A 21081-nucleotide genomic window follows, 5' to 3' on the forward strand; every position below is an offset into this window, starting at 1 on the left:
CCGAGGGGAGGGGTCAGCGGCCGCGGGTGGGCAGGTGCGTCGGCAACGTCATCCGCGGGCCGCGCCGCGGCCGGTGGTGGCCGCCGAGCTCGAGGAGGCGCTGCACCCGGTAGCGGTGCCCGCGCCAGGGCTCGAGGAGCTCGGCGAGGGCGTCGTCGTCCTGCGGGGTGCCGGTCAGCGCCCACGTCATGTCCTTGGCCACGTGGTAGTCGCCGAAGCTCACCTCGTCGGGGAGGCCGAGCGCGCGCTGGGCGACCTCGGCCCACGTCCACCGCCCGATGCCCGGCAGCGCGGTGATGCGCGCCCGCGCCGCCTCGGCGCTCATCCCGACGCACTCCTCGAGCCGCCCCGCGTACCGGACGGCGGCCGAGACGGTCCGCGAGCGCTGCGGGTCGACGCCGGCGGCCAGCCACTCCCACGACGGGACCGACGCCCAGCCGGCCGGCGTCGGCGCGACGACGAGCCCGAGGTCCTCCCCCGGGCCGGGCGCCGGCTCGCCGAAGCGCCGCACGAGGCGCCGGTAGCCGGCGAACGCCTCCTTGCCGGTGACCTTCTGCTCGATGACCGACGGCACGAGGTTCTGGACGACGAGCCCGGAGCGAGGGACGCGCCAGCCGGGCCGCCGTCGCCACTCGTCGGCGACGAGGGGGTGCAGCGAGGCGTCGAAGCCGCTGGGGTCGTCGTCCTCGCCGAGCAGCGCCGGCACCTGCTCGAGCATCCAGGCCGCGCCGCTCCCCCACGCGCTGGCCGTGACCTCGTCAGCGGCGACACCAAGGACGGTGAGCCGCAGCGTGACCGGGCCGTCGGGGGTGCGCCAGGCGAACCACCAGCCGGCGTCGTCGCGGCGGCTCGTGGGGTCGCCGGCGCCGCGCCGGAAGATGCCGACGACCGCGCCGAGCGGCACCGGCCGCGCGGTGCGCACGACCCGGAGCACACCCTCGGCGGCCATCAGCCCACGTGGCGCGGGGCCACCCGCAGCGCGGGGCCCGCGGGGCGCGACGCGCCCTTGAACGCCGCCCAGACGTACGTCGGGACGACCGGCAGGGCGGCCGCGAGGACCGGCTCGGGGACGCGGGCCGCCCATCCGGGCACGTTGTCGCCGGCGGAGAACGCGGCGGGGTCGGCGAGGACCGGCAGCGTGTAGTCCCAGACGTCGTAGGCGGCGAAGAGGCGGCGCAGACCGGCCGGCGAGTAGTAGTGCTCGTAGTACGTCTCGCCCTTGCCGGTCAGCCGCATGTAGCGGTCGGCGGCGCGCTGCGGCAGCCACGAGAGGAACGGCAGCCGGTGGTGCGGCTCGATGACCTGCCAGCGGTGGCCGACGCCGAGGTAGAGCAGCCCGCCGGGGCGCAGGACCCGGTGGATGTCGGCGACGACGGCCTCGGGGTCGACGACGTGCTCGTAGATGTGGTTGAGGACGACGACGTCGACCGAGGCGTCCTCGAAGGGCAGGTCCTCGCCGCGGGCGACGCGGAAGTCGACGCGCTCGCCGAAGCGGGCGCGCGCCTTCTCGAGGCCGGGCTCGTCGATGTCGACGCCGCTCGTCGTGGCCCCCGCGAGGGCGAGCTCGTCGGCGATGAAGCCGGCCGAGCAGCCGACGTCGACGGCCCGCAGCCCGTCGAGCGTGTCGACGCCGAGGGCGTGGCGCACGACGGCGATCAGCTTGGCCGCCTTCTGGCGGCGCGCCCGCTCGTCGAGCATCTTCGCCATCGACTCCGAGTAGGCGAGCTGCTCCTCGCGGTCCGGTCGCTCGCTCATCCCGCAGATCCTAGGAGGTGGTGCCGACGTCCCCACGCCCAGCCGCCGCCGGCCACGAGGAGGTCGCCGACGATGGCGAGGAAGCGGGCGACGACGACGACCGCCGTCGCGGCCGAGAGCGGCATGAAGGTGACGAGCAGCAGGGCCAGCACGCCGTCGCGCACGCCGACCCCCGCGGGGACGAGCACGGACAGCTGGCCGGCGGCCGAGGCGAGCGCGAAGCCGCAGACCCCGGCGACCGCGAGGTCGGTGAGGGTCGCGGCGGGCTGGAGCGAGCGGACGAGCACCGCGACCCCGAGCCCGGCCGAGACCCACGCGGCGGTGAACCACGCGGCGGTCGAGAGGACCGCGCGGCCGCCGAGCCGGTGCTCGAGCGGCTCGCGGCGCAGCACCCGCAGGCCGAGCGCCACCATCGCGTTGAGCAGCCGCGGCCAGAAGAGGACCGCGCCGACGAGCACCGCCGCGACGACGACCCAGGCCGTGACCGGCGAGCTCCCCCGCGCGAGCAGGCGGGGCAGCGCGACGACGCCGAGGAGGCTGCCGCAGAGGATGGCCAGGCCGATGGACAGCAGCCCCGTGATCGCCATCCGGCGGCGCGGCACGCCGAGCTTGGCGCCCATCTCGGCCTGCGCGAGGACCGTCCACACCGAGCCCGGCAGGTACTTGCCGAGCTGGCCGACGAAGAAGACGCTGGCCGCGGGGGCGAGCGGCAGCCGGGTGCCGAGGTCGGCGAGCAGGACGCGCCACCCGACGAGCGTGAAGAGGGGCGCGCCGAGGGTGAGGACGAGCGCCAGCACGACGGCGGGCCAGCTCATCCGGCCGAGCTCGCGCGAGACCTCGTCCCAGCTGCCGGCCAGCGCCCAGACGACGGCGGCGAGGACGAGGACCAGCAGCCCGTAGCGGACGACGAGGAGGACCTTGGCGCGGCTCACCGGGTCACTTCCGTCGGAACGTCAGGCGCAGCACCGCGTAGGCGGGGGCTCCGTTGTCGCCGAACGCGACCCGCGCGTCCCGCATCTGCGCGAGGACGTCGCCGTCCGCGTCCCCGACGAGGGCGAGGCCGAGGTCGTCGGCCCGCGCGAGGATGCCGCGGACGTCGGCGGCGCGCACCGCGAAGTCGGGGTCGTCGTCACCGATGGGCAGGGTGAGGAGCAGCAGGCCGCCGGAGCGCAGCGACCACGAGGCCTGGCCGACGACGTGCTGGACGTCGGCCGCGGTGCAGCCGCCGGGGTGCAGGCGGGCCACGACGTCGAGGCTCGCGGTGTCGACGTCGAGGGCCTCGACGGCGGCCCGGCGGCCGGTCAGCTCGAGCTCGACGGGGGCGAAGCCCAGGGCCCGCGCCCAGCGCGAGAACGGGCTGCTCGAGCCCGACTCGTCGACGATGACGGCGGTGCGCGAGCGGTCGTCGAGGACCCGGACGAGCGCGGCGACGGCGCCGAGCGCGGCCCAGGCCGCGACGGGGTCCTTGGCCCGCGGCAGGCCGAGGTCGCGAGCGACCTCGGCGGCCCGGACGGCGTCTGCGTCGACGGCGAGCACGTCGGTGGCGCGGACGTCCTCGGGCAGGTCGAGCGGGCCGATGGTGAGGACCGGCTGCCGGCGCGCGCGCAGCCCGGCCACGAGGGCCCGGGCCCGGGCGACCGGCCCGACGGGCACGGCCGACGGCTCCGGCTCGTCGACCGGGACGGCCGGCGGGGCGGCGAGCGCCTCGAGGGCGCCGACGTAGTGGGCCCACGGGCCGGAGAGGTCGGGCTGGCGGACCTCGGCCGCGAGCCGGTCGGCCACGCCGGGTTCAGCGAGGGTGCGCAGCGCCGCGACGAGGGCGTCGCGGTCGGCCGGCGGCACGAGGAGGCCGTCGACCCCGTCACGCACCTGCCCCGGGAAGGTGCCGACGCTCGTCGCGAGCACCGGCCGGCCGTGGGCGCGGGCGAGCAGGACGTTCTGCGAGGCCGTCGCCGACCGGTAGGGCAGGACGACGACGTCGTGGCGGGCCATCAGGCCGGCGATGCGGTCGGCCGGCACGTAGCCGCCGTGGACCTCGACGCGGCCGCGCAGCCGCGGGTCGGCGGCCAGCTCGCGCACACGGCGGCCGGCATCCCCCCAGAGCTCGCCGGCGACGGTGAGCGTCGGCCCGTCGACCTCGCGCAGGGCCTCGAGGAGCAGGTCGATGCCCTTGTAGTCGCGCACGATGCCGAGCGAGAGCAGGCGCACGGGGCCGTCGTGCTCGGGCCGGGGCTCCGGCGGGCCACCGGGCAGGTGCGGCGGGAGGTCGACCTCCCGCACGCGGGGCGCGCCGAGCTCGGCCGCGAGGGCGGCCTGCTCGTCGGAGTGGACGAGGACGGCGTCGGCCCGGCGCACGAGGGACGCGACGAGCGGCCGGTCCCCCGGGCCGGGCTCGTGCGGCAGGACGTTGTGGGCGATGACGACGACGCGCGGGCCGCGGCCGCTCCCGGCGCCGGCGGCGCGCAGCAGGGCGAGGTGGGCCGGCACGACCGCGGGGACGACGTGGACGACGACGATGACGTCGACGTCGCGCAGCCGGCGCCCGGCGCGCAGCCATGTGTCCGGGCGGGCCCAGGACAGGACGCGCAGGGTCCGCGGGAACGGCTCGACGTCGGGGGCGCCGCCGGGCACGGCCTGCTCCCCCGGGTAGAGGAAGGCCGGGTAGAGATGGCTCCACGAGACGAGCGTGACCTCGTGGCCGGCGTCGGCGAGCTCGTGCGCGAGGCTCGTCGTGTGCGCCGCCACGCCGCCCTTGAAGGGGTGCGTCGGCCCGACGAGGGCGACCCGCAGCGCGGCCTCCGACACCTCAGACACCGTCGCGCGAGCGCACGACGAGGTCGGACAGGAGGGCCAGGGAGGCGATCATGATGCCGCTGACGACGAGGAGCACGGTGCTCGCGGGGAAGTAGAACGGGTGGCGCACCATGTCGACGACGGCCTTGACCAGCCCGAGCGCCACCATCCACAGCGCGGGCGGCATGAGGACCTTGAGCGGGTCGAAGTACATGACCATCCGCAGCACCTGGAGGATGTAGCGGTAGGCGTCGCCGACGAAGTGGAACTTGCTGACGCCGGCGCGCTTGGCGTAGCTCGTCTCGACGTACTTGATGTCGTGCTGGTTGGACAGGAACGCGATGGTGATCGTCGTGACGCACGAGAAGCCGGCCGGCAGCAGGCGCAGGTAGGGCAGCGAGACCTCGCGGCGGAACGCGCGCAGGCCCGAGTTGAGGTCGGGGATGCGGGTCTTGGTCAGCCACTCGGCGATCTTGCGGATGAGCCACTTCGCGGGCACGCGGGCCCACTTGTGCGTGCCCTCCTCGGTCGTGCGCGCGCCGACGACCTGGTCGTAGGTGAGGTCGTCGCGCAGGATCCGGACGAGCTCGGGGATGCGCTCGTTCTCGTAGGTCATGTCGGCGTCGGTCCACACGACGATCTCGCCGCGGGACTGCTGGGTGCCGATGCGCCGGGCCGTGCCCGAGCCACCGTTGCGGCGGAAGGGCAGGACGCGGATGTGCGGGTAGCGCCGCTGGGCGCCGCGCAGCACCTCGAGGGTGTCGTCGGTGCTGGCGTCGTCGATGCAGAGGATCTCGTAGGTGTGCTCGGAGTCCTCGAGCACGGCGGAGATGCGGTCGATCTCCTCGAGCACGTGCGCGCCCTCGTTGTAGCAGGGCAGGACGACCGTGACGTACGGCGTCGGGCCGGGGCCGTCGGGCCCGTCCTCGATGACGTAGCCGCCGCTGGTCCGCGTGGACCGGCCGCCGGCCGCGGGGTCGTTGCTCCGGCCGGCCATCTCACCGGTCCGGACGTCGATCTGCTCGGTGGGGGCCGCGTGGAGGACGTCGTGGGTGGGGTCGCCCTGGGGCGCCGCGGGGTGCTCGTTCATCGCCCGCGAGCCTACCGGCGCGGCGCGGCTGCGGTCGTCACGGCGCTCCCGGGGTCCTGCGGAGGGTCTCTGGCGGGCCCCCGCCGAGGCGAGACCACCCCGGCTCCGCGAGGTCACCCCGACCTCGTCCCGCCGCCCCGACCCCACCGTGCCGACCCGCCACGACGCCCCGGCGCGGCGAGGCCACCCCGGCTACGCGAGGTCACCCCGACCCCGTCCTGCCGCCCCGACCCCGTCCTGCCGACCCGCCACGACGAGACCACCCCGGCCACGCGAGGTCACCCCGACTCCGCCGTGCCGACCTGCCACGACACCCCGGCGGGGCGAGGACGCCCCGGCGCGGCGGTGGGGGTCAGGCGCCGTCGATGAGCCGCGCGACGGCCTTCTCGACGGCCGCCTGCCGCTTGGTGTCGTCGGGGAAGGAGCGCCGTAGCGTCGCGGCGATCGTCACGCCGTCCTCGTACTGGTCGATGACGCGCGGGTCGATGTAGGACTTCCGGGCGATCGTCGGGGTGTTGCCGAGGTAGGCCGACACGTCCTCGACGGCGGCCTTGACGGCCCGCCGGCGGGAGGCGGCGGTGTCGCCCTTCTCCGGCGTCTCGGCGAGCGCGACGGCCGCGAGCACCGTGGCGTGCCACGTCCGGAAGTCCTTGGCCGTCAGGTCCTCGGCGACCATCGTCGAGATGTACTCGTTGACCGCGGCCGCCTGCAGGTCGGCCCACTTCGCCTCGCCGCGGTAGGCGAGCAGCCGCTTGGAGCCACCCCGCCGCTGGCGCATGTAGTTGAGCGACGCGATGACCTGCGGGTCGCTGACCGAGATCGAGTGCTCGATCCCCGACTTCCCGACGAAGCTGAACACGAGGTCGTCGCCGCGCCGGCGCACGTGCCGGCGCTCCAGGGTCGTCAGCCCGAACGAGCCGTTGGCGTCGGTGTAGGCGTCCGACCCGATCCGGAAGTACCCGAGGTCGAGCAGCCGCGTGGCCGTGGCCGCCGCGCGCGCCAGGGGCATCCCCTCGGCGGCGAGGTCGCCGACGATCGACTCGCGGGCCTTGGCCAGCCGGGTCCCGGCGACCTTGACCCGGTCGAACTTCAGCTCGTCCCGGGCGGTGCGCCAGTCCGGGTGGTAGAGGTACTGGCGCCGGCCCGCGGCGTCGGTGCCGACGGCCTGGATGTGGCCGTTCTCGCGCGGGCAGATCCACACGTCCTGCCACGCCGGTGGGATGGCGAGGGCCCGGATGCGCTCGACGGCCTCCTTCGGCAGGGACTCGCCGGCGGCGTCGCGGTACGAGAAGCCCTTGCCGGCGCGCTTGCGCGTCCACCCCACCGACCGCGGGGACACCCGCCGCAACCTCGCCATGCCGGGACCCTACCCACGCAGGACCCCGGGCATGCGGGTGACCTGCGCGGACGTGCCGCTCAGCCGAGGAGGCGCGTCATCAGCACGGGCACGCAGGCGACGAGCGCGCACGCCGGCAGCACGCTCACCCCGAGCAGCCGCCCGCCACCGCCCGTCGCGGAGCCGGTCGCCCGCTCGCCGGGCGCGGTGACGAGGTCGGCGGGGGCGCGTCCGAGCAGCACCGACCCGGCGAGCACCGCGACCAGGCCGGCCACCCCGACGACGGGCGCCGGCACCCGCACGAGGACCTGCGGGAGCAGCAGCACGAGCGCGGCCCCGACGGCGACGAGCGCCGGCGTGAGCACGAACGCCACCCACCGGCGACGGACGAGCAGCGCGAGCACCGGTGCACCCGGCGCGACGAGGCCCGCCACCGCCCCGCCGAGCAGCACCGCGACGAGCAGGCCGCCGAGCGTCACGGTGACGCGGGTGCCGTCGAGCAGCGCCCCGAGGGCCGCCGGCACCAGGACGACACCGACGAGCGCGAGCACGGCGAGCACGACCGTCGAGCGGTCGACGGCAGCGGCCGGTCCGCCGCTCGGCGCGAGCGAGCGGGCGTACTCGCGGGGGTCCCCGAACGCCTCGTCGACGGACTCCCCCGACTCCCGCAGGTGCGTGTCGAGGACGACGAGGTGGTCGCCGATCTCGTCGCCGGGGACACCGAGCAGGCGCAGCTCGACGACGAAGGCGTCGACCCAGGCCGGGTCCGCCGCCGGGGCGAGCTCGCGGGGGTGGCGCGTGGACGGGTTCTCGCTCATCGGGGGTCCTCTCAGGGGGCGGTGGACGGGGACAGCACGGGACCGGTGGTGCGGCAGAAGGCGGCCCACCGCTCGCCCTGCTCGGCGAGGTGGAGGTGACCGGCGGGGGTCACGCGGAAGACCTTGCGGCCGGGGCCGGCGGTGCCGGGCTCCCACTCGCCCTCGACCCAGCCGGCGTCCTGCAGCCGGCCGAGCAGCGGGTAGAGCGTCCCCCCGCGCACCTCGCCCAGGCCCCGCTCGGCCAGCCGCTGCGCGACCGCGTAGCCGTGGGCGGGCGCGCCGTCGAGCACGCCGAGGACCGCGAGACCGAGCACCGCCCGCAGCCACTCGGTGGGCCACTCCTCCGTCGTCATGGCTACATCGTGTCACTACTTAGATGGTCTGTCTACCTATGACGGCAGGCCATCTAGATCTCCGCATCCGGGACCCCGGTTCGTCCACGGGACCCGGGCTCCGAGCCGGGGTCTCGTGGACGTCTCTGGGCCACCCCGAGACGTGCGCCGGCGCGGGGTCGTTTTGGCCGGTGTCCCTCCCGTGTGGAACCGTGGCCCCCATGTCCGGCCTCTCGACCGACGCCGTCGCCGACCTCCTGCGCGAGGTCGCCGCGGAGGTCATCACGCCCCGGTTCCGCTCGCTCGGCGAGGGCGAGGTGATGGAGAAGAACCCCGGTGACCTCGTGACGGTCGCCGACCGCGAGGCCGAGGTGATCATCTCCGCCCGGCTCCACGAGGCCTACCCCGACGCCGTCGTGCTCGGCGAGGAGGCCTTCGCCGGCGACCACACGCTGATGGACCGCTACCTCGCGGCCGACCACGCGTTCACCGTCGACCCGGTCGACGGCACGAAGAACTTCGTCCACGGCTCCCCCGACCACGCCGTCATGGTGGCCGAGACCGTCGGCGGCGAGACCGTCCGGGCGTGGATCCACCAGCCCGAGCACGGCCGGACCTGGGTCGCGGAGAAGGGCGCCGGCACCTTCCGCGACGGCGAGCGGATGACCTGCGCCCCCGTCCCCGACGACCGCGAGCCGCAGGGCGTCACCTCGATGTGGAGCCTGCGCGACCACGCCTTCGCCGGCCTCGCGCCGATGCGCCTGTCGTGGGTCTGCTGCGGCGTCGACTACACGAAGCTCGTCGAGGGCGCGACCGACTACATCGTCTACTCGCGCTCCAACCCGTGGGACCACGCCCCGGGCACCCTCCTCGTCACCGAGGCCGGCGGCGCCGTCGTCCACCCGGACGGCACGCCGTACGGCCCGCGCTCGCTGCGGCCGGGCCTCGTCGTCGCCGTCGACGCGACGACCTGCGGGGCCGTGCGCCGGCGCGCCGCGGAGCACTTCACCCGCTGATCCCCGGCGCCCGCCACGACGGCGGGCGTCAGCGCACGGGGACCTCGGCGACCGAGACCCGGACCCCGCCGAGGTCGGTGCGGCGCGGCGGACGGTCGAGCGCGTGCTCCTCCTCCGGGAAGCGCAGGTCCGCGACGGAGCGCGGCGTCAGGCCGAGCCCCTCGATGGCCTCGGGTCCGTCGGCGGCGAGCACGACGAGCCGGTGGCCGCTCGAGGACGCCCCGCGGGCCAGCTCCTCGACGAGGGCCGCGAGCCGCTGCGGGTCCTGGCGCACGGGGGTGGTCGCGACGAAGAACGGGCGGCCGCACATCCCGCGCACCGTCTGCGGCCACTCCGACGACGCCCGGCCGTCGATGCCGAGGACGACGTCGTCGGGCGCCAGCGCCGCGCACACGCGGTCCGCGGCCTCGAGCGAGCCGCGCTCGACCCCGACGCCGCGGAACGGCCAGCTGGCCAGCACCGCCGGGACGCCGAGCGCGAGCACGGTCACCAGCGCGACCACCGGTGTGCCCCAGGCCCGCCCGGACGACGCGAGCCGCCGTGAGGACCAGGCCGCCGCGACGACGACGAGGACGACGACGAACGGGAGCGCGACGAGCAGCCGGCGGTCGGCCCACGGGTGGTCCGGGGTGATGCCGGGCCGCAGCAGCGTGAGGACGGTCGAGCCGGCGGCGACGACGAGCACCGGCGCCCAGGGCGCGAGCCGCCCCTCGCCGAGCGAGCGCAGGGCCCGCCGCAGCAGCAGCGCGAGGGCGACGAGCGCGACGACGAGCGCGACCCAGCCGACGTACCAGGAGAGCCAGTCGACGGTGTGCTCGGCGTAGGTGCGGCCGCCGTCGACGGGCAGGCCCTGGCGGCGCTGCATCCCGGCGACGTAGCGGGCGCCGGGGTCGTTCGGGTCCTGGCGCACCGTCATCCACCACGGGCGGGTCCACAGGCCGACCCCGACGACGACGGTGAGCACGGCGAGCGCGTCGGGCGCCCGGCGCACGACCGCGCCGGGCAGCCGCCGGCCGCGCCGCCACAGCCACAGGCCCCCGAGCGAGGCGACGAGGACGACGACGGCGATGGCCGCCAACGGGAGCAGGCTGGCGTGGATGTCGCCGAGGTAGCGGTAGGACAGCAGCAGCGCGAGCCCCCACGCGACGACGCTCGAGGCGACGAGCCCGAGGGCGGCCGGCCGCACCCAGCGCTGCCCGAGCGCGGCGCCGACGGCGAGGAAGGGCACGAGCAGGAGGACCTCGCGCAGGGCGTCGACGCGGGCGAGGCCGGTGCCGCCGACGAGGACGCCGGCGACGAGCGCGAGCCGTGGCACCCGCGGGTCCTCGCGCCCGACGGCCAGGGTCAGCGCGAGCAGCCCGCCGACGAGGGTGAGCAGCGCCAGCTGCTCCGAGTAGGTCCCCCGCGCGACGTTGAGCACGGGGAAGAGCACCGCGGTCAGCACGGCCGCGGCCACGCCCCACCACGGCCCGGCGAGGTGCGCGGCGAAGAGCCCGAGGACGAGCAGGACGAGCGCCATGACGAGCGCCGGCAGCACCTGCGCGACGGGCGGCCCCCCGGCCCAGACCCCGTACCCGTAGACGACGGCCGGCGCCATGAGGAACTGCGGCTGCACGGCCGGGTCGTCCGCCGACCCCACCTGGTAGAACGCCGCGCTGGCGACCGTGACCTCGCCGGCCTCGAGTGCCCGCGGGCCCCCGATGACGGACGGGTCGACGGGGACGACCCGCTCCCCCGTCCGCGCGAGGCTGATCGCCGCCTGCAGGTTGCTCGCGGCGTCGCGGCGCGGCAGGACGTGCTCGGAGTGGGTGACGCCGGCGTAGACCGCGAAGCCGAGGACGACGGCCACGAGCGCCGCCGCCGGCCCGACACCGGTCCGCACGCCCGGCAGGCCGCGCACGGCGACCCACGAGCCGGCGGCCGCGAGGACCGCCACCGGCCAGCCGACCCACGGCGACCAGAGCCCCACCGCGGCGGCCAGGCCGCCGAGCGACGTGACCACGACGACCCACAGGCCGGCGGCCAGGGCCCCCCGGGTCAGCAGGCGGCCGGGCTCCGGGGCGGGGTCGGTCATGGGCCATGAGCCTAGACCGCGTCCCCGTTGCTACCGTGCGGGCGATGGCCCACGACCCGACCCCCGCCGCCCTGCTCGCCCGCCTCGTCGCGAGCGACCCGGGCCGCCCGCGCATCACGGTCTACGACGACACCGACGGCCCGACCCGCGGCGAGCGCATCGAGCTCTCGGCGCGCGTCCTCGCCAACTGGGTGGCCAAGGCGGCCAACCTCCTCCAGGACGAGCTCGACGCGGCGCCGGGAACGACGGTGCGGCTCGCGCTGCCGCCCCACTGGCGCACCCTCTACTGGGCCCTCGCGGCGTGGTCGGTCGGGGCGTGCGTGCTGCTGCCGGACGCCCCCGGTCCGGCGGACGTCGTCGTCACCGACGAGCCCGCGGGCGTGGCGGACCTCGACGACGCCGAGCACGTCGTCGTCGTCACCCTCGCCGCGCTCGCGCGGACGGCCGCGGTCGACGTGCCCTCCGGCGCCGTCGACGAGGCGCGCGAGATCGCCACGCACGGCGACGTGTTCGAGCCCTGGGAGGAGCCGGAGCCCGGCGCCCCCGGCCTGCGGACCGCCACGGGCGAGACGCCTCTTGGCGACCTCGTGCCCGCTGACGCCGCGACCGTGCAGCGCGCGCACACGGGGACCGACGACACGGGCCGCTTCCTCGCCCTGGCCCTCGAGCTGCTCGCCGGCGACGGCTCGGTCGTCCTGACCCGGGGCACGCCGGCCGACGACGTGCTCGCGAGCCGTCTCGCCGCCGAGGGCGTGACCGGCCGCCGCTGAGCCCGGGCGCCCGTCGCCGCACGACGGCCCACCGGGGCCGCCGTGCGAGGACGGCTCAGCGCATGCGGGCCTCGACGGCCTTCCAGGTGAGCGTCGCGACGACCCCGGTCTGCGCGAGGCGCGCCGACTTCTGGGCCGCGCGGACGGCCGCTTCCGTCTTCGGGCCGAAGGACCCGTCGGCGGTGATCCGCAGCGCCTTCTGCAGCGCGACGACGGAGCTGCCGTGCGCACCCCGGCGGAGCACGGTGTTCCAGTAGCGCAGCAGCGGGTGCTCGGCGCGCTCGATGGCGTCCCAGGTGCGGCGGTCGACGACCCCGGTGGCCGACAGCGTCGCCGAGCGCTGGAACGAGACGACCCGCGCCTGGGTGGCCGGGCCGAAGCGGCCGTCGGTCGAGAGCCCGCCGAGGGCCTTCTGGAGGGCGCGGACGGCGCTGCCGCTCGAGCCCAGGCGCAGGGTGGACCCCTTGTAGGCGGTCAGCTCGGTGGCCGGCGTCGTCGAGGTCGGCGCGCTCGACGGCGGCCGGGTGGTCACGGGGGCGGTGCTGCCCGACCCACCGGTGGAGGAGCCCCCGGCGAGGACCTTCCAGTCCTTGGCGTCGATGACGCCGTCGACGGTCAGGCCCTTGGACTTCTGCCAGGCCGTGACGCGGGCCAGCGTCTTCGGGCCGAAGGACCCGTCGACGGTCAGCCCGCCGATCGCCTTCTGCATCGCCGAGACGGCCTCGCCGCGCGACCACAGCCGCAGGGTGACCTTGGCGTACTTGTCCAGGGGCGAGGTGGACGGCGCCGGCGTGCCGGAGCCGCTCGTCGGCGCGCCGATCAGCGCGTTCCAGACGCGGCTGTCGACGATGCCGTTCTGCGTCAGCCCCTTGCTCTTCTGGTAGGCGAGGACGCGGGCCTCCGTGGCGGGGCCGAACGAGCCGTCGACCGTCAGGCCGCCGATCGCCTTCTGCAGGACCTCGACCGCGATGCCGCGCGAGCCCTTGCGCAGGGTGACGTTGACGTAGTCCTTGGGGTCGCGCGACGTCGGCTGCGAGCCGCCGGGAGGGCCCGTCAGGTAGGTCGTCACGGCCTTGCCGGTCCACCACGACGTGGTCTTGACGGCGCCGTCCCACGTGAAGGACAGGTGGATGTGGTCGGTGTGCGGCGAGGAGCCGGTGTAGGCCTGCCAGCCGCGGTCCGGCGCCCAGGCCTTCCAGATGCGCTTGTTCCAGATGATGTAGTTGATGCCGAGGCGCCGGGCGTTCGCGCCCGAGCGGCCCTCGGAGTCGGCCATCGCGAGCCACCGGGTCACGGCGTTGCCGAGGGCGAGGTCGTTCGCGTTCTTCGCGTTGAGCATCCAGTCGAGCGCGCGGCCCTCGCCGTGCTCCTGGTCGCACTTGCGCAGGACGCCGTAGACGTGGGCGCCGTAGGTCGCGTTGAGGAGCTTGGCGAACGCGACCGGGCCCGGCTGGTCCTCGGTGAGGCAGAGCGTGCCCGGCTGGTACGGCGGCGCGACGTCGAGGGCGCTCGGCAGCGGCTTGGACGGCTTGGGGTAGGGGATGCTCGCGGCCTGGGCCGAGCCCGCGACGAGCGGGAACGCGATGACGGACGCCGAGAGGGCGCCGAGGGCACGCGTGGGAAGGCGCCGGGGCGCCGGGGAGTCAGGGCTGGGCAGGGACACGCAGGGGCTCCATCCGGAATGAGGGCGCCCGGGGCAGGGGGCCGGGCGCACTCGGCGATCCGTGGTCACAGGAGTCACATCCGTCACCGCCGGATCACCGGGCACATCTGTTCTCCCATTGGGCACGGGGGTGGTGCAAGCGGTTCCGCTGAATTACAAGCGTGTACTTGCGGCCGCGGACCCGAACGGCCGACCGGCGCCGGGTGCGCGCTCACGCGTCGCCCGCGGCGTCGAGGACGCCCGCGGACACCGACACCGTGCCGCCGAGCCCGACGACCCGCTCGAGGCCCGGCATCGACTGCAGGGCCGCGACGGTCGCCGGCGGCAGCGCCGTGCCGCGGGTGAGGAGGATCGGCCGGCCCAGCGAACCGGCGGTCAGCGCGTCGGTCAGGGCGCGGTCCTCGCCGCTCGAGAGCGACACCGCGGTGACGGCGCCCAGGCGCGGGAGGTAGTACGCGGCGACGGCCGCGGCGACCTCGTAGCGGTCCGCGCCGTCCAGGCGGCGCACCGACGACAGCCGCGAGCGCAGGTCGCTCTCGACGGCCGCGCCCACCGACGGGGTGCCCCCGACGATCCGGGCGGCCGGCACGCGCAGGTCGGTCAGGGCCGCGACGGCGGCGTCCGGCAGCCGGTCCCCGCGGGTCAGCAGGACGGGCTCGCCGACGGCCCCGGCCGGTCCCCCGGCCCCGAGCGCGTCGGCCAGGGCCCAGCCCGAGGCCACGACGACCGCGCCGACGGGGCGCTCGGCCGCGACCCGGCGGGCCACCGCCGCCGAGACCTCGAAGCGGTCCCGGCCGCCGAGGCGGGTCACCGCGAGGCCGCGGTCGCGCAGCTCGGTGAGGACGGCGTCGTCGACGGTGGGCGAGCCCCCGACGACGACGGCCCGGGTCAGCGAGCCGGCCCGCCGCGCGAGCTCCGCCCGCGTCTGGGTCGGCAGCTTCCCCTGCTGGGTCAGCAGCAGCGGGGCCCCGAGCGCCTGGGCCAGCGGCCCGGCGACGGCGGCGTCCGCGCGGCCGGCGTCCTCACCGCTGGCGATGACGACCGTGCTCGCGCCCTGGTCGTGCGTCGCGGCGAGGGCCTCGGCCACGGCGTAGCGGTTGCTGCCGTCGATGCGCTCGGTCGGGCGCGCGACGTAGCTGGAGTACAGGCCGAGCCGCGCCTGGAGCGAGGCCCCGCTGATGCTCGCCCGCGCCCCGGAGGACGAGGTGGCCGTCGCGGTGCGCACCGCGCCCGAGGCGTAGCGCGAGGAGAGGTCGAGGGAGGCGACGTCGGCCAGGCCGAAGACGGACCCGAGCGTCGAGGTGGCCGGGCGCGTCACCCACGCGCGCCGGGGGTTGCTCGAGCGCAGGCTCCAGTGGTCGTCGACGCTGCGCAGGTAGGGCACCGCCGAGGACCACACGTCCTCGCTGTTCTGGGTGCGGCCACCGGTCGAGGAGGCGTAGAACGCCTCGATGACCGACCCCTTGTAGGTGACGACGTAGCCCTGGGTGCCCGAGCCCGCCGCGCGGACCGCGGCCTGCCAGCTCTTCCAGTACGGCAGGTCCCCGGAGCCCGGGTAGCCGCCGAACACCTGGCTCTGGACGGTGTCGTAGACGTGGCAGGCGCACGAGCTGCGCACGCCGCCGCGCACGGCGGTCAGGGCGTAGCCGCGGGCCGCGGCGGCCTGGGCCTGGAGCGTGGCCGCGGGCCACGACCACGGGACCTCGCGGATGTAGTCGAGGTACTGGTCGTGCAGGCGCATCCGGCCGACGACCTCGAGCGTCGAGGAGCCGGGCGTCCGGCTGACGGCGATGCTGCCGTCCTTGTAGCGCGCCCCGCCGGTCGAGACGAGCGTCCTGGTGTCGTCCCAGTAGACGGTGGCCGTCGTGCCCGTCGCGGTCGTCGTGGGGCTGCACCCGGCGCACGAGACGGCGACCCCGCTGCCCGACGCGGTGACCGTCGCGGTCGTGCCGGCGGGCGCGGTGAGGGAGGTGCCGCCGGCGACGACGGTCATCGTGCCGCCACCGGCCGCGAGCGCGGAGGTCGAGAAGGTGCTCGACGAGGTCTGGTGCTGGAGGTTGACGAGGACCTGCGCGGTGTCGTCGACGGTCGTGTAGTCCGTGCCCGAGTAGTAGTGGCGAAGGATCTGCGCGGCGCTGTAGCCGTCGCGCGCCATCTCCATCGCGCCGTACTGGCTCATCCCGACGCCGTGCCCCCAGCCGGAGCCCGAGAGCGTCCACGTGGAGGAGGCCGCGGCCGTGCGGGCCGCCGGGGCGGCGACGGCGGGGGCCGCGCCGTCCGGCGCGGTGGGCGCCGGACGGGCCTGGTCCACGCCCCACGGCACGGTGCCGGCGAGCGCCGCCGGGGCCAGGCCGCCGGTCAGGGCCAGCGCGGCCGTGGCCGCGACGAGCGGCCGCAGGAGCCGGCGGCTCACGGGGTCACCGCCGCGCGCAGGTAGCCGCCGGTGCGCAACGAGACCGTGACGGGGGCGCCGAGCACGGTGAGCGAGGTCGGGGCGGCGTCGGCGCGCAGCCACGCCACGACCGAGGGGCTCGTCGCGTCCTGGCGCACGTAGAGGGTCGGCCGGCCGAGCTGGCCGCCGGAGAGGGTGTCGGCGAGCCCGGTGGTCTCCCCCGACGCCACGAGGACGTCGGTCGTGGGCACGCCGGCCCCACGGGCCCACGTCGCGATGTTCGCCGACAGGTCGTACCGGTTCGCCCCGGCGACGCGCGTGGCCGAGGGCAGCGCGGTGAGCACCGTGTCGGGCACGGTGACGGCGCCACCGGCCACGACGGTCCGTCGCACCTTGAGGGTGGTGAGGACGGCGCGGGTGGCGGCCGGGACGGTCGCGTCCACGAGGAGGATCGGGCGCCCGAGGGCGGTGGCCGGGCCGGAGAGCGCGAGACCGTCGGCGAGGGCGGTCTGCCGGCCGCTCGCGACGAGGACGTCCGGCGTGGCGGCTCCCCCGGTCATCGTCCGGGCGACGTTGGCCGCCACCTCGTACCGGTTGGCCCCGCCGATGCGGGTCACCGTGGCGCCGAGCGAGGTCAGCTCGCGCACGACGGCCGACGACACCGAGGGCTCGCCGCCGACGACGGTCACCTGGGTGACCTTGCGCCGGACGATCTCGGCCCGGGTGGCCGACGGCAGCTTGGCGGCGTTGGTCAGCAGGAGCACCGCGCCCTGCTTCCTGGCCAGCGGCGCCGCGACGAGGGCGTCGGCCATCGCGTTGGCCTGACCGTTGGTGAGGACCACCTTGCGCGTCGCGGCGTCCCGGACCTTCGAGGCGGCCACGGCGACGCCGAAGCGGTCGGAGCCCTCCAGCCGCGGGGGGCAGGCGCCCTGCGGCGCACCGCTCGTCGCGGCGATGGTCACGGGCCACGCGGCCGACGAGGTCGAGGTCGCCCCCGAGCCGGTCGTGCCGGTCATCGTCACGAGGTAGTCGCCGGGCAGCGCGAGGTCACCCGTGGAGTCGCGCCCGTCCCAGCGGACGGAGAACCCACCGCCGGCGCTGCGCCGGCCCGTGAGGGTGGCGACGGTGCCGGCGCAGGGGCTCGTCACCGTGATCGTCCACGACATGGCCTCGCTCGCCTTCGCGGAGACGTCCGCCCCCGAGCCGCCGTAGGACCACGTGTCCCGGCTGATCGAGGGGGCGAAGAGCATCGTCCCCTCGTACTGGCGGGCGAGCGTGCGGATCTGCGGGAGCTTGGCGTAGAGCTGCGCGCCCGGGCAGGACGTCGCGTAGACGTCCCGGTGGCCGATGACCGTGGGGTGCGTCCCGAAGCCGTCGAGGGTCGTCGTCCCCGTGGGGTCGACGTGGGCCAGCCCGAGCTTCCAGGCGATGAGCTTGGCCTGCGCGGTGACGACGGCCGAGGGCACGGACGCGGAGGTGAAGTCGCCCATGACCGAGGTGCCGAAGCTCTGGCTGTTGACGCCGATCGCGTGGGCGCCGATGACCGGCCGGTCCATCCCGCCGTAGCGGCCCTCCCACGTGCGGCCGAACCGGTCGACGAGGAAGTTGTAGCCGATGTCGCCCCAGTCGCGGCCGTTGGTGTGGAAGACGTAGATGCCGCGGATGATGCTCGGGACCTCCGCGGAGGAGTAGGTGTTCGAGCCGACCGTGTGGTGGACGACGGCCGCCTTGACCTCCCCGTAGCCGAGGGTCGCGTGACGGATGCTCTCGTCGGCGCCCCAGTCCTGGCGGGTGCGGATGGTCGGCACGACCCCGGCCGCCGAGGCGCTGCCGGCGGGGGCGGAGGTGACGGCCTCGTCGGCGGCGGTCGTCGTCGCGTCGACGACGTCGAGGCGGGCGCGGGCGCCGCCCTTCGCGTCGCCGAGGACCCGGGCCTGGACGGCGTCCGCGGTCGAGATCCAGGGCGCGGTGCCGCCGCGCTGGCCGCGCTGCTCGGTGCTGCCGGCGTCGGGGCCGTCGTCGGACTCGGCCTCGAGGGACTGCCAGGCGCCCCAGGCGCCGGCCCGCTCCTCGCGGATCTCGACGCGGGCGTTCGCCGCGACCGCGCCGTCCGGCCAGGTCACGCCGACGACGTGGGCGCGGCCCCCGATGTCGACCTGCCGCGACTGGGCCGCGGGAGCCGTCGAGGCGGCGGTGGAGCGCTCCTGCGCCGACGACGTCGTCGCCGCGGCCACGGGCGCCGTCGGGGCGAGGTCGTAGGAGCGCAGGGCGGCGGGGACGGGCTTCGGGGCGGCCGCCGCCCCGGTCCCACCCGAGGTGAGGACGGGGACGACGGTCGCCACGGCCACGGCCACGACGAGGGACAGGGGACGCCGAAGGGCAGCAGAGGTCATGAGGGGGTCCAGAGGCAGGGGGTCGGACGCAGTCAGGGTGCCACAGTGGACCCCACCGTTCACTGGCGTCACAGGAGATCGTGACCGAACGGACGGCCCGGGTCGCGCGGAGGTGGTGCGCGGCACCGTCGAACCCGTCGGTCGGTGTGGCCGGGACCGCTCGTGGGCCCCCCGTCACCCCGCACTAGAGTGCCCGCCATGGACAAAGTCGTCGCCACTCCTGCCGAGGCCGTGGCCGGGATCTCCGACGGGGCCACCCTCGCCGTCGGCGGGTTCGGGCTCTGCGGCATCCCGTCGGTCCTCATCGCCGAGCTCCACCGCGCCGGCACGAGCGACCTCGAGGTCGTCTCCAACAACTGCGGGGTCGACGACTGGGGGCTCGGCATCCTCCTGCAGAGCAAGCAGATCCGCCGGATGGTCTCCTCCTACGTCGGGGAGAACAAGGAGTTCGCGCGGCAGTACCTCGAGGGCGAGCTGGAGGTCGAGCTGACCCCGCAGGGCACGCTCGCCGAGCGGCTGCGCGCCGGCGGCGCCGGCATCCCCGCCTTCTTCACGCCCACCGGCGTCGGCAGCCAGGTCGCCGACGGCGGCCTGCCGTGGAAGTACGACGGCTCCGGCGGGGTCGAGAAGGCCTCCCCCGCCAAGGAGGTCCGCGTCTTCGAGCGCGACGGCGAGGAGCGCGAGTACGTCCTCGAGCACGCGATCGTCGCCGACTTCGGCCTCGTGCGCGCCTGGAAGGGCGACCGCCACGGCAACCTCGTCTTCAACAAGTCCTCGCGCAACTTCAACCCGCTGGCCGCCATGGCCGGCCGGATCACCGTCGCCGAGGTCGAGGAGCTCGTCGAGCCCGGCGAGCTCGACCCCGACGAGGTGCACCTGCCCGGCATCTACGTCCAGCGCGTCCTGCCGCTCACCCCGGAGCAGGCCGCCGACAAGCACATCGAGAAGCGCACCGTCCGCGCCACCCAGGAGGCCTGAGCCATGCCGCTGACCCGTGAGCAGATGGCCGCCCGCGCCGCCGCCGAGCTCGAGGACGGCGCCTACGTCAACCTCGGCATCGGCCTGCCGACCCTCGTGCCCAACTACGTGCCCGACGACGTCGAGATCGTCCTGCAGTCCGAGAACGGCATCCTCGGCGTCGGCGCCTACCCCGCCGAGGACGCGGTCGACCCCGACCTCATCAACGCCGGCAAGGAGACCGTCACGGTCCGCCGCGGCGCCTCGTACTTCGACTCCGCCCTCTCCTTCGGGATGATCCGCGGCGGCAAGGTCGACGCGGCCATCCTCGGCGCGATGCAGGTCTCGGCCACCGGCGACATCGCCAACTGGATGATCCCCGGCAAGATGGTCAAGGGGATGGGCGGCGCGATGGACCTCGTCCACGGCGCGAAGAAGGTCGTCGTCCTCATGGAGCACGTCGCCAAGGACGGCTCGCACAAGATCGTCGGCGAGTGCTCGCTGCCGCTGACCGGCAAGGCCGTCGTCCAGCGGATCATCACCGACCTCGCCGTCATCGACGTCACCGCCGACGGGCTCGTCCTGCGCGAGCTCGCCCCGGACGTCACCGAGGAGCAGGTCCGCGAGGCCACCGGCGCGCCGCTGGCCGTCGACCTGCAGCCCGCCCCCGGGAGCACGCGCTGACGCAGCCGCCGCCGCTGCGGGTCGTCGTCGGGGTCGCCACCCGGCTGCGGCCCGACGGCCTGCGCCTGCTCGGCGAGAGCCTCGCCGCGCAGACCGGGCTCGACGGGGTCGAGCCGCGGCTCGTCGTCGTCGACAACGACCCCGCCGGCAGCGCCCGGGAGGTCGCCGACGCGCTCGCCGGCTCCCTCGGCTGGCCGGTGACCTACGAGGTCGAGCCCGACCCCGGCATCCCGGCGGTGCGCCGCCGGATCGTCGCGCTCGCCCTGGCTGCTGACGCCGACGCGCTCGTCTTCGTCGACGACGACGAGCAGGCGCCACCGCACTGGCTCGCCACCCTCGTCGGGCACTGGCGGCGCTCCGGCGCCGACGCCGTGACCGGGCCGGTCCGCCGGCGACTGCCGGCGGACGCCCCGGCCTGGGCGCGCTCGAGCGACCTCTTCGACCCCACCGGCCGGCACGTCACCGGCACGCGGATGCCGAAGGGGTACACCGGCAACGCGCTCGTCTCGCGGGCCGTCCTCGACCGGCTCGACGTGCCCTTCGACGACGCGTTCCGGCACACCGGGTCCAGCGACCTGCACTTCTTCCTGCGCGCGGTCCGCGAGGGCTTCGTCGTCGAGTGGTGCGAGGAGGCCGTCGTCGAGGAGACCATCGGCGGCGCCCGCCTCACGTGGGGCTGGTACGTGCGCCGGGCCTACCGCTCGGGCGCCGGCGACACCGTCGCGCGCCGCCTGCTGGCGCCCGGGCCGCGGACCACCCTCGAGGTGCTCGCGCGCGCCGTCCTGCGCACCGGCCACGGGGTCGTCCTGCTCCCCGTCGCCCTCGCCCGCCCGGCCCTGCGCTCGCTCGCGGTACGCCGGGTCGCCTCCGGGGTCGGCACGCTCGCCGGGCTGCTCGGGCACAACTACGAGGAGTACCGCCGGGCCGACTCGGTCTGAGCGCCGCCCGGTCGCGCCCGGCGCGCGACCACCCGCGCCGTCACGGTGGTGGCGCGGAAGCTCCGACGAG

At 76.0% G+C, this 21081-nt stretch carries 17 protein-coding genes; 5 read left to right on the forward strand and 12 right to left on the reverse strand.

The genetic code is table 11. From position 1 onward, the window contains the following. Nucleotides 1–13 precede the first annotated feature (13 nt). The 8 genes from HL663_RS17360 to HL663_RS17395 form a co-directional block, all read right to left on the reverse strand. On the reverse strand, nucleotides 14–949 hold the full coding sequence (locus HL663_RS17360; RefSeq protein WP_173029519.1) for a DNA-3-methyladenine glycosylase family protein: 936 nt from the start codon (nucleotides 947–949) through the stop codon (nucleotides 14–16). Continuing rightward, complete coding sequence (locus tag HL663_RS17365) at nucleotides 949–1755, reverse strand: class I SAM-dependent methyltransferase (protein ID WP_173029520.1); 807 nt, start codon at nucleotides 1753–1755, stop codon at nucleotides 949–951. The genes HL663_RS17360 and HL663_RS17365 overlap by 1 nt, the downstream gene beginning before the upstream one ends. Continuing rightward, nucleotides 1752–2687 carry a lysylphosphatidylglycerol synthase domain-containing protein gene (locus HL663_RS17370; RefSeq protein ID WP_173029521.1) on the reverse strand — a complete coding sequence of 312 codons (936 nt, stop codon included), beginning with the start codon at nucleotides 2685–2687 and terminating at the stop codon, nucleotides 1752–1754. Before HL663_RS17370 ends, HL663_RS17365 begins: the two co-directional genes overlap by 4 nt. A 4-nt stretch (nucleotides 2688–2691) precedes the next feature. Then, on the reverse strand, nucleotides 2692–4569 hold the full coding sequence (locus HL663_RS17375; RefSeq protein WP_216842617.1) for a glycosyltransferase family 4 protein: 1878 nt from the start codon (nucleotides 4567–4569) through the stop codon (nucleotides 2692–2694). Next, complete coding sequence (locus tag HL663_RS17380; RefSeq protein WP_216842618.1) at nucleotides 4562–5638, reverse strand: glycosyltransferase family 2 protein; 1077 nt, start codon at nucleotides 5636–5638, stop codon at nucleotides 4562–4564. Before HL663_RS17380 ends, HL663_RS17375 begins: the two co-directional genes overlap by 8 nt. 352 nt (nucleotides 5639–5990) lie before the next feature. Next, entirely contained in the window at nucleotides 5991–6977 is a 987-nt protein-coding gene (locus HL663_RS17385; protein WP_286175751.1) for a DNA topoisomerase IB, read from the reverse strand. 77 nt (nucleotides 6978–7054) lie between these two features. Beyond that, nucleotides 7055–7792, reverse strand: coding sequence for a hypothetical protein (locus HL663_RS17390; protein ID WP_173029523.1), 738 nt, complete (start codon nucleotides 7790–7792; stop codon nucleotides 7055–7057). Nucleotides 7793–7803: 11 nt separating this feature from the next. Further along, nucleotides 7804–8145: a PadR family transcriptional regulator gene (locus HL663_RS17395; RefSeq protein WP_173029524.1), complete on the reverse strand. Its 342-nt coding sequence runs from the start codon at nucleotides 8143–8145 to the stop codon at nucleotides 7804–7806. A gap of 200 nt (nucleotides 8146–8345) precedes the next feature. Here HL663_RS17395 and HL663_RS17400 point away from each other — a divergent pair, with 200 nt between their 5' ends. After that, nucleotides 8346–9140 (forward strand): inositol monophosphatase family protein, encoded by a 795-nt coding sequence (locus HL663_RS17400; RefSeq protein ID WP_173029525.1) that lies wholly within the window; start codon nucleotides 8346–8348, stop codon nucleotides 9138–9140. Between the two features lie 28 nt (nucleotides 9141–9168). Here the strand turns inward: HL663_RS17400 and HL663_RS17405 are convergent, their stop codons facing one another. Further along, nucleotides 9169–11214, reverse strand: a complete 2046-nt coding sequence (locus HL663_RS17405; RefSeq protein ID WP_173029526.1) for a thioesterase domain-containing protein — start codon at nucleotides 11212–11214, stop codon at nucleotides 9169–9171. Nucleotides 11215–11258: 44 nt separating this feature from the next. Between HL663_RS17405 and HL663_RS17410 the strand changes: the two genes are divergently transcribed. Next, entirely contained in the window at nucleotides 11259–11984 is a 726-nt protein-coding gene (locus HL663_RS17410; protein ID WP_173029527.1) for a TIGR03089 family protein, read from the forward strand. A gap of 55 nt (nucleotides 11985–12039) precedes the next feature. On the opposite strand, the gene HL663_RS17415 is transcribed toward HL663_RS17410, so the two are convergent. The 3 genes from HL663_RS17415 to HL663_RS17425 all read right to left on the reverse strand — a co-directional run bounded on the left by HL663_RS17415 (nucleotide 12040) and on the right by HL663_RS17425 (nucleotide 18432). Next, nucleotides 12040–13647, reverse strand: coding sequence for a peptidoglycan-binding domain-containing protein (locus HL663_RS17415; protein ID WP_173029528.1), 1608 nt, complete (start codon nucleotides 13645–13647; stop codon nucleotides 12040–12042). 211 nt (nucleotides 13648–13858) lie between these two features. After that, entirely contained in the window at nucleotides 13859–16060 is a 2202-nt protein-coding gene (locus tag HL663_RS17420; RefSeq protein ID WP_173029529.1) for a cell wall-binding repeat-containing protein, read from the reverse strand. Next, nucleotides 16057–18432: a cell wall-binding repeat-containing protein gene (locus HL663_RS17425; protein WP_173029530.1), complete on the reverse strand. Its 2376-nt coding sequence runs from the start codon at nucleotides 18430–18432 to the stop codon at nucleotides 16057–16059. The genes HL663_RS17420 and HL663_RS17425 overlap by 4 nt, the downstream gene beginning before the upstream one ends. A gap of 198 nt (nucleotides 18433–18630) precedes the next feature. Here HL663_RS17425 and HL663_RS17430 point away from each other — a divergent pair, with 198 nt between their 5' ends. From HL663_RS17430 to HL663_RS17440, 3 genes are all read left to right on the forward strand, one after another. Beyond that, entirely contained in the window at nucleotides 18631–19410 is a 780-nt protein-coding gene (locus HL663_RS17430; protein WP_173029531.1) for a CoA transferase subunit A, read from the forward strand. A gap of 3 nt (nucleotides 19411–19413) precedes the next feature. Further along, the gene (locus HL663_RS17435) at nucleotides 19414–20073 is read left to right on the forward strand and encodes a CoA transferase subunit B (protein WP_173029532.1); all 660 of its coding nucleotides are present in this window, start codon (nucleotides 19414–19416) and stop codon (nucleotides 20071–20073) included. A 65-nt stretch (nucleotides 20074–20138) separates the two neighbouring features. Continuing rightward, nucleotides 20139–21011: a glycosyltransferase gene (locus HL663_RS17440; RefSeq protein WP_286176070.1), complete on the forward strand. Its 873-nt coding sequence runs from the start codon at nucleotides 20139–20141 to the stop codon at nucleotides 21009–21011. Nucleotides 21012–21081: the final 70 nt, after the last annotated feature.

Source organism: Arthrobacter sp. NEB 688, from assembly GCF_013201035.1.
In the GTDB taxonomy this organism is placed as follows: Bacteria; Actinomycetota; Actinomycetes; order Actinomycetales; family Dermatophilaceae; genus Phycicoccus.

Bases quoted from the DNA above. Each gene is read 5' to 3' on its own strand.
- HL663_RS17360 (WP_173029519.1), bottom strand. From the start codon at position 949: ATGGCCGCCGAGGGTGTGCTCCGGGTCGTGCGCACCGCGCGGCCGGTG.
- HL663_RS17365 (WP_173029520.1), bottom strand. From the start codon at position 1,755: ATGAGCGAGCGACCGGACCGCGAGGAGCAGCTCGCCTACTCGGAGTCG.
- HL663_RS17380 (WP_216842618.1), bottom strand. From the start codon at position 5,638: ATGAACGAGCACCCCGCGGCGCCCCAGGGCGACCCCACCCACGACGTC.
- HL663_RS17390 (WP_173029523.1), bottom strand. From the start codon at position 7,792: ATGAGCGAGAACCCGTCCACGCGCCACCCCCGCGAGCTCGCCCCGGCG.
- HL663_RS17395 (WP_173029524.1), bottom strand. From the start codon at position 8,145: ATGACGACGGAGGAGTGGCCCACCGAGTGGCTGCGGGCGGTGCTCGGT.
- HL663_RS17400 (WP_173029525.1), top strand. From the start codon at position 8,346: ATGTCCGGCCTCTCGACCGACGCCGTCGCCGACCTCCTGCGCGAGGTC.
- HL663_RS17405 (WP_173029526.1), bottom strand. From the start codon at position 11,214: ATGACCGACCCCGCCCCGGAGCCCGGCCGCCTGCTGACCCGGGGGGCC.
- HL663_RS17410 (WP_173029527.1), top strand. From the start codon at position 11,259: ATGGCCCACGACCCGACCCCCGCCGCCCTGCTCGCCCGCCTCGTCGCG.
- HL663_RS17425 (WP_173029530.1), bottom strand. From the start codon at position 18,432: ATGACCTCTGCTGCCCTTCGGCGTCCCCTGTCCCTCGTCGTGGCCGTG.
- HL663_RS17430 (WP_173029531.1), top strand. From the start codon at position 18,631: ATGGACAAAGTCGTCGCCACTCCTGCCGAGGCCGTGGCCGGGATCTCC.
- HL663_RS17435 (WP_173029532.1), top strand. From the start codon at position 19,414: ATGCCGCTGACCCGTGAGCAGATGGCCGCCCGCGCCGCCGCCGAGCTC.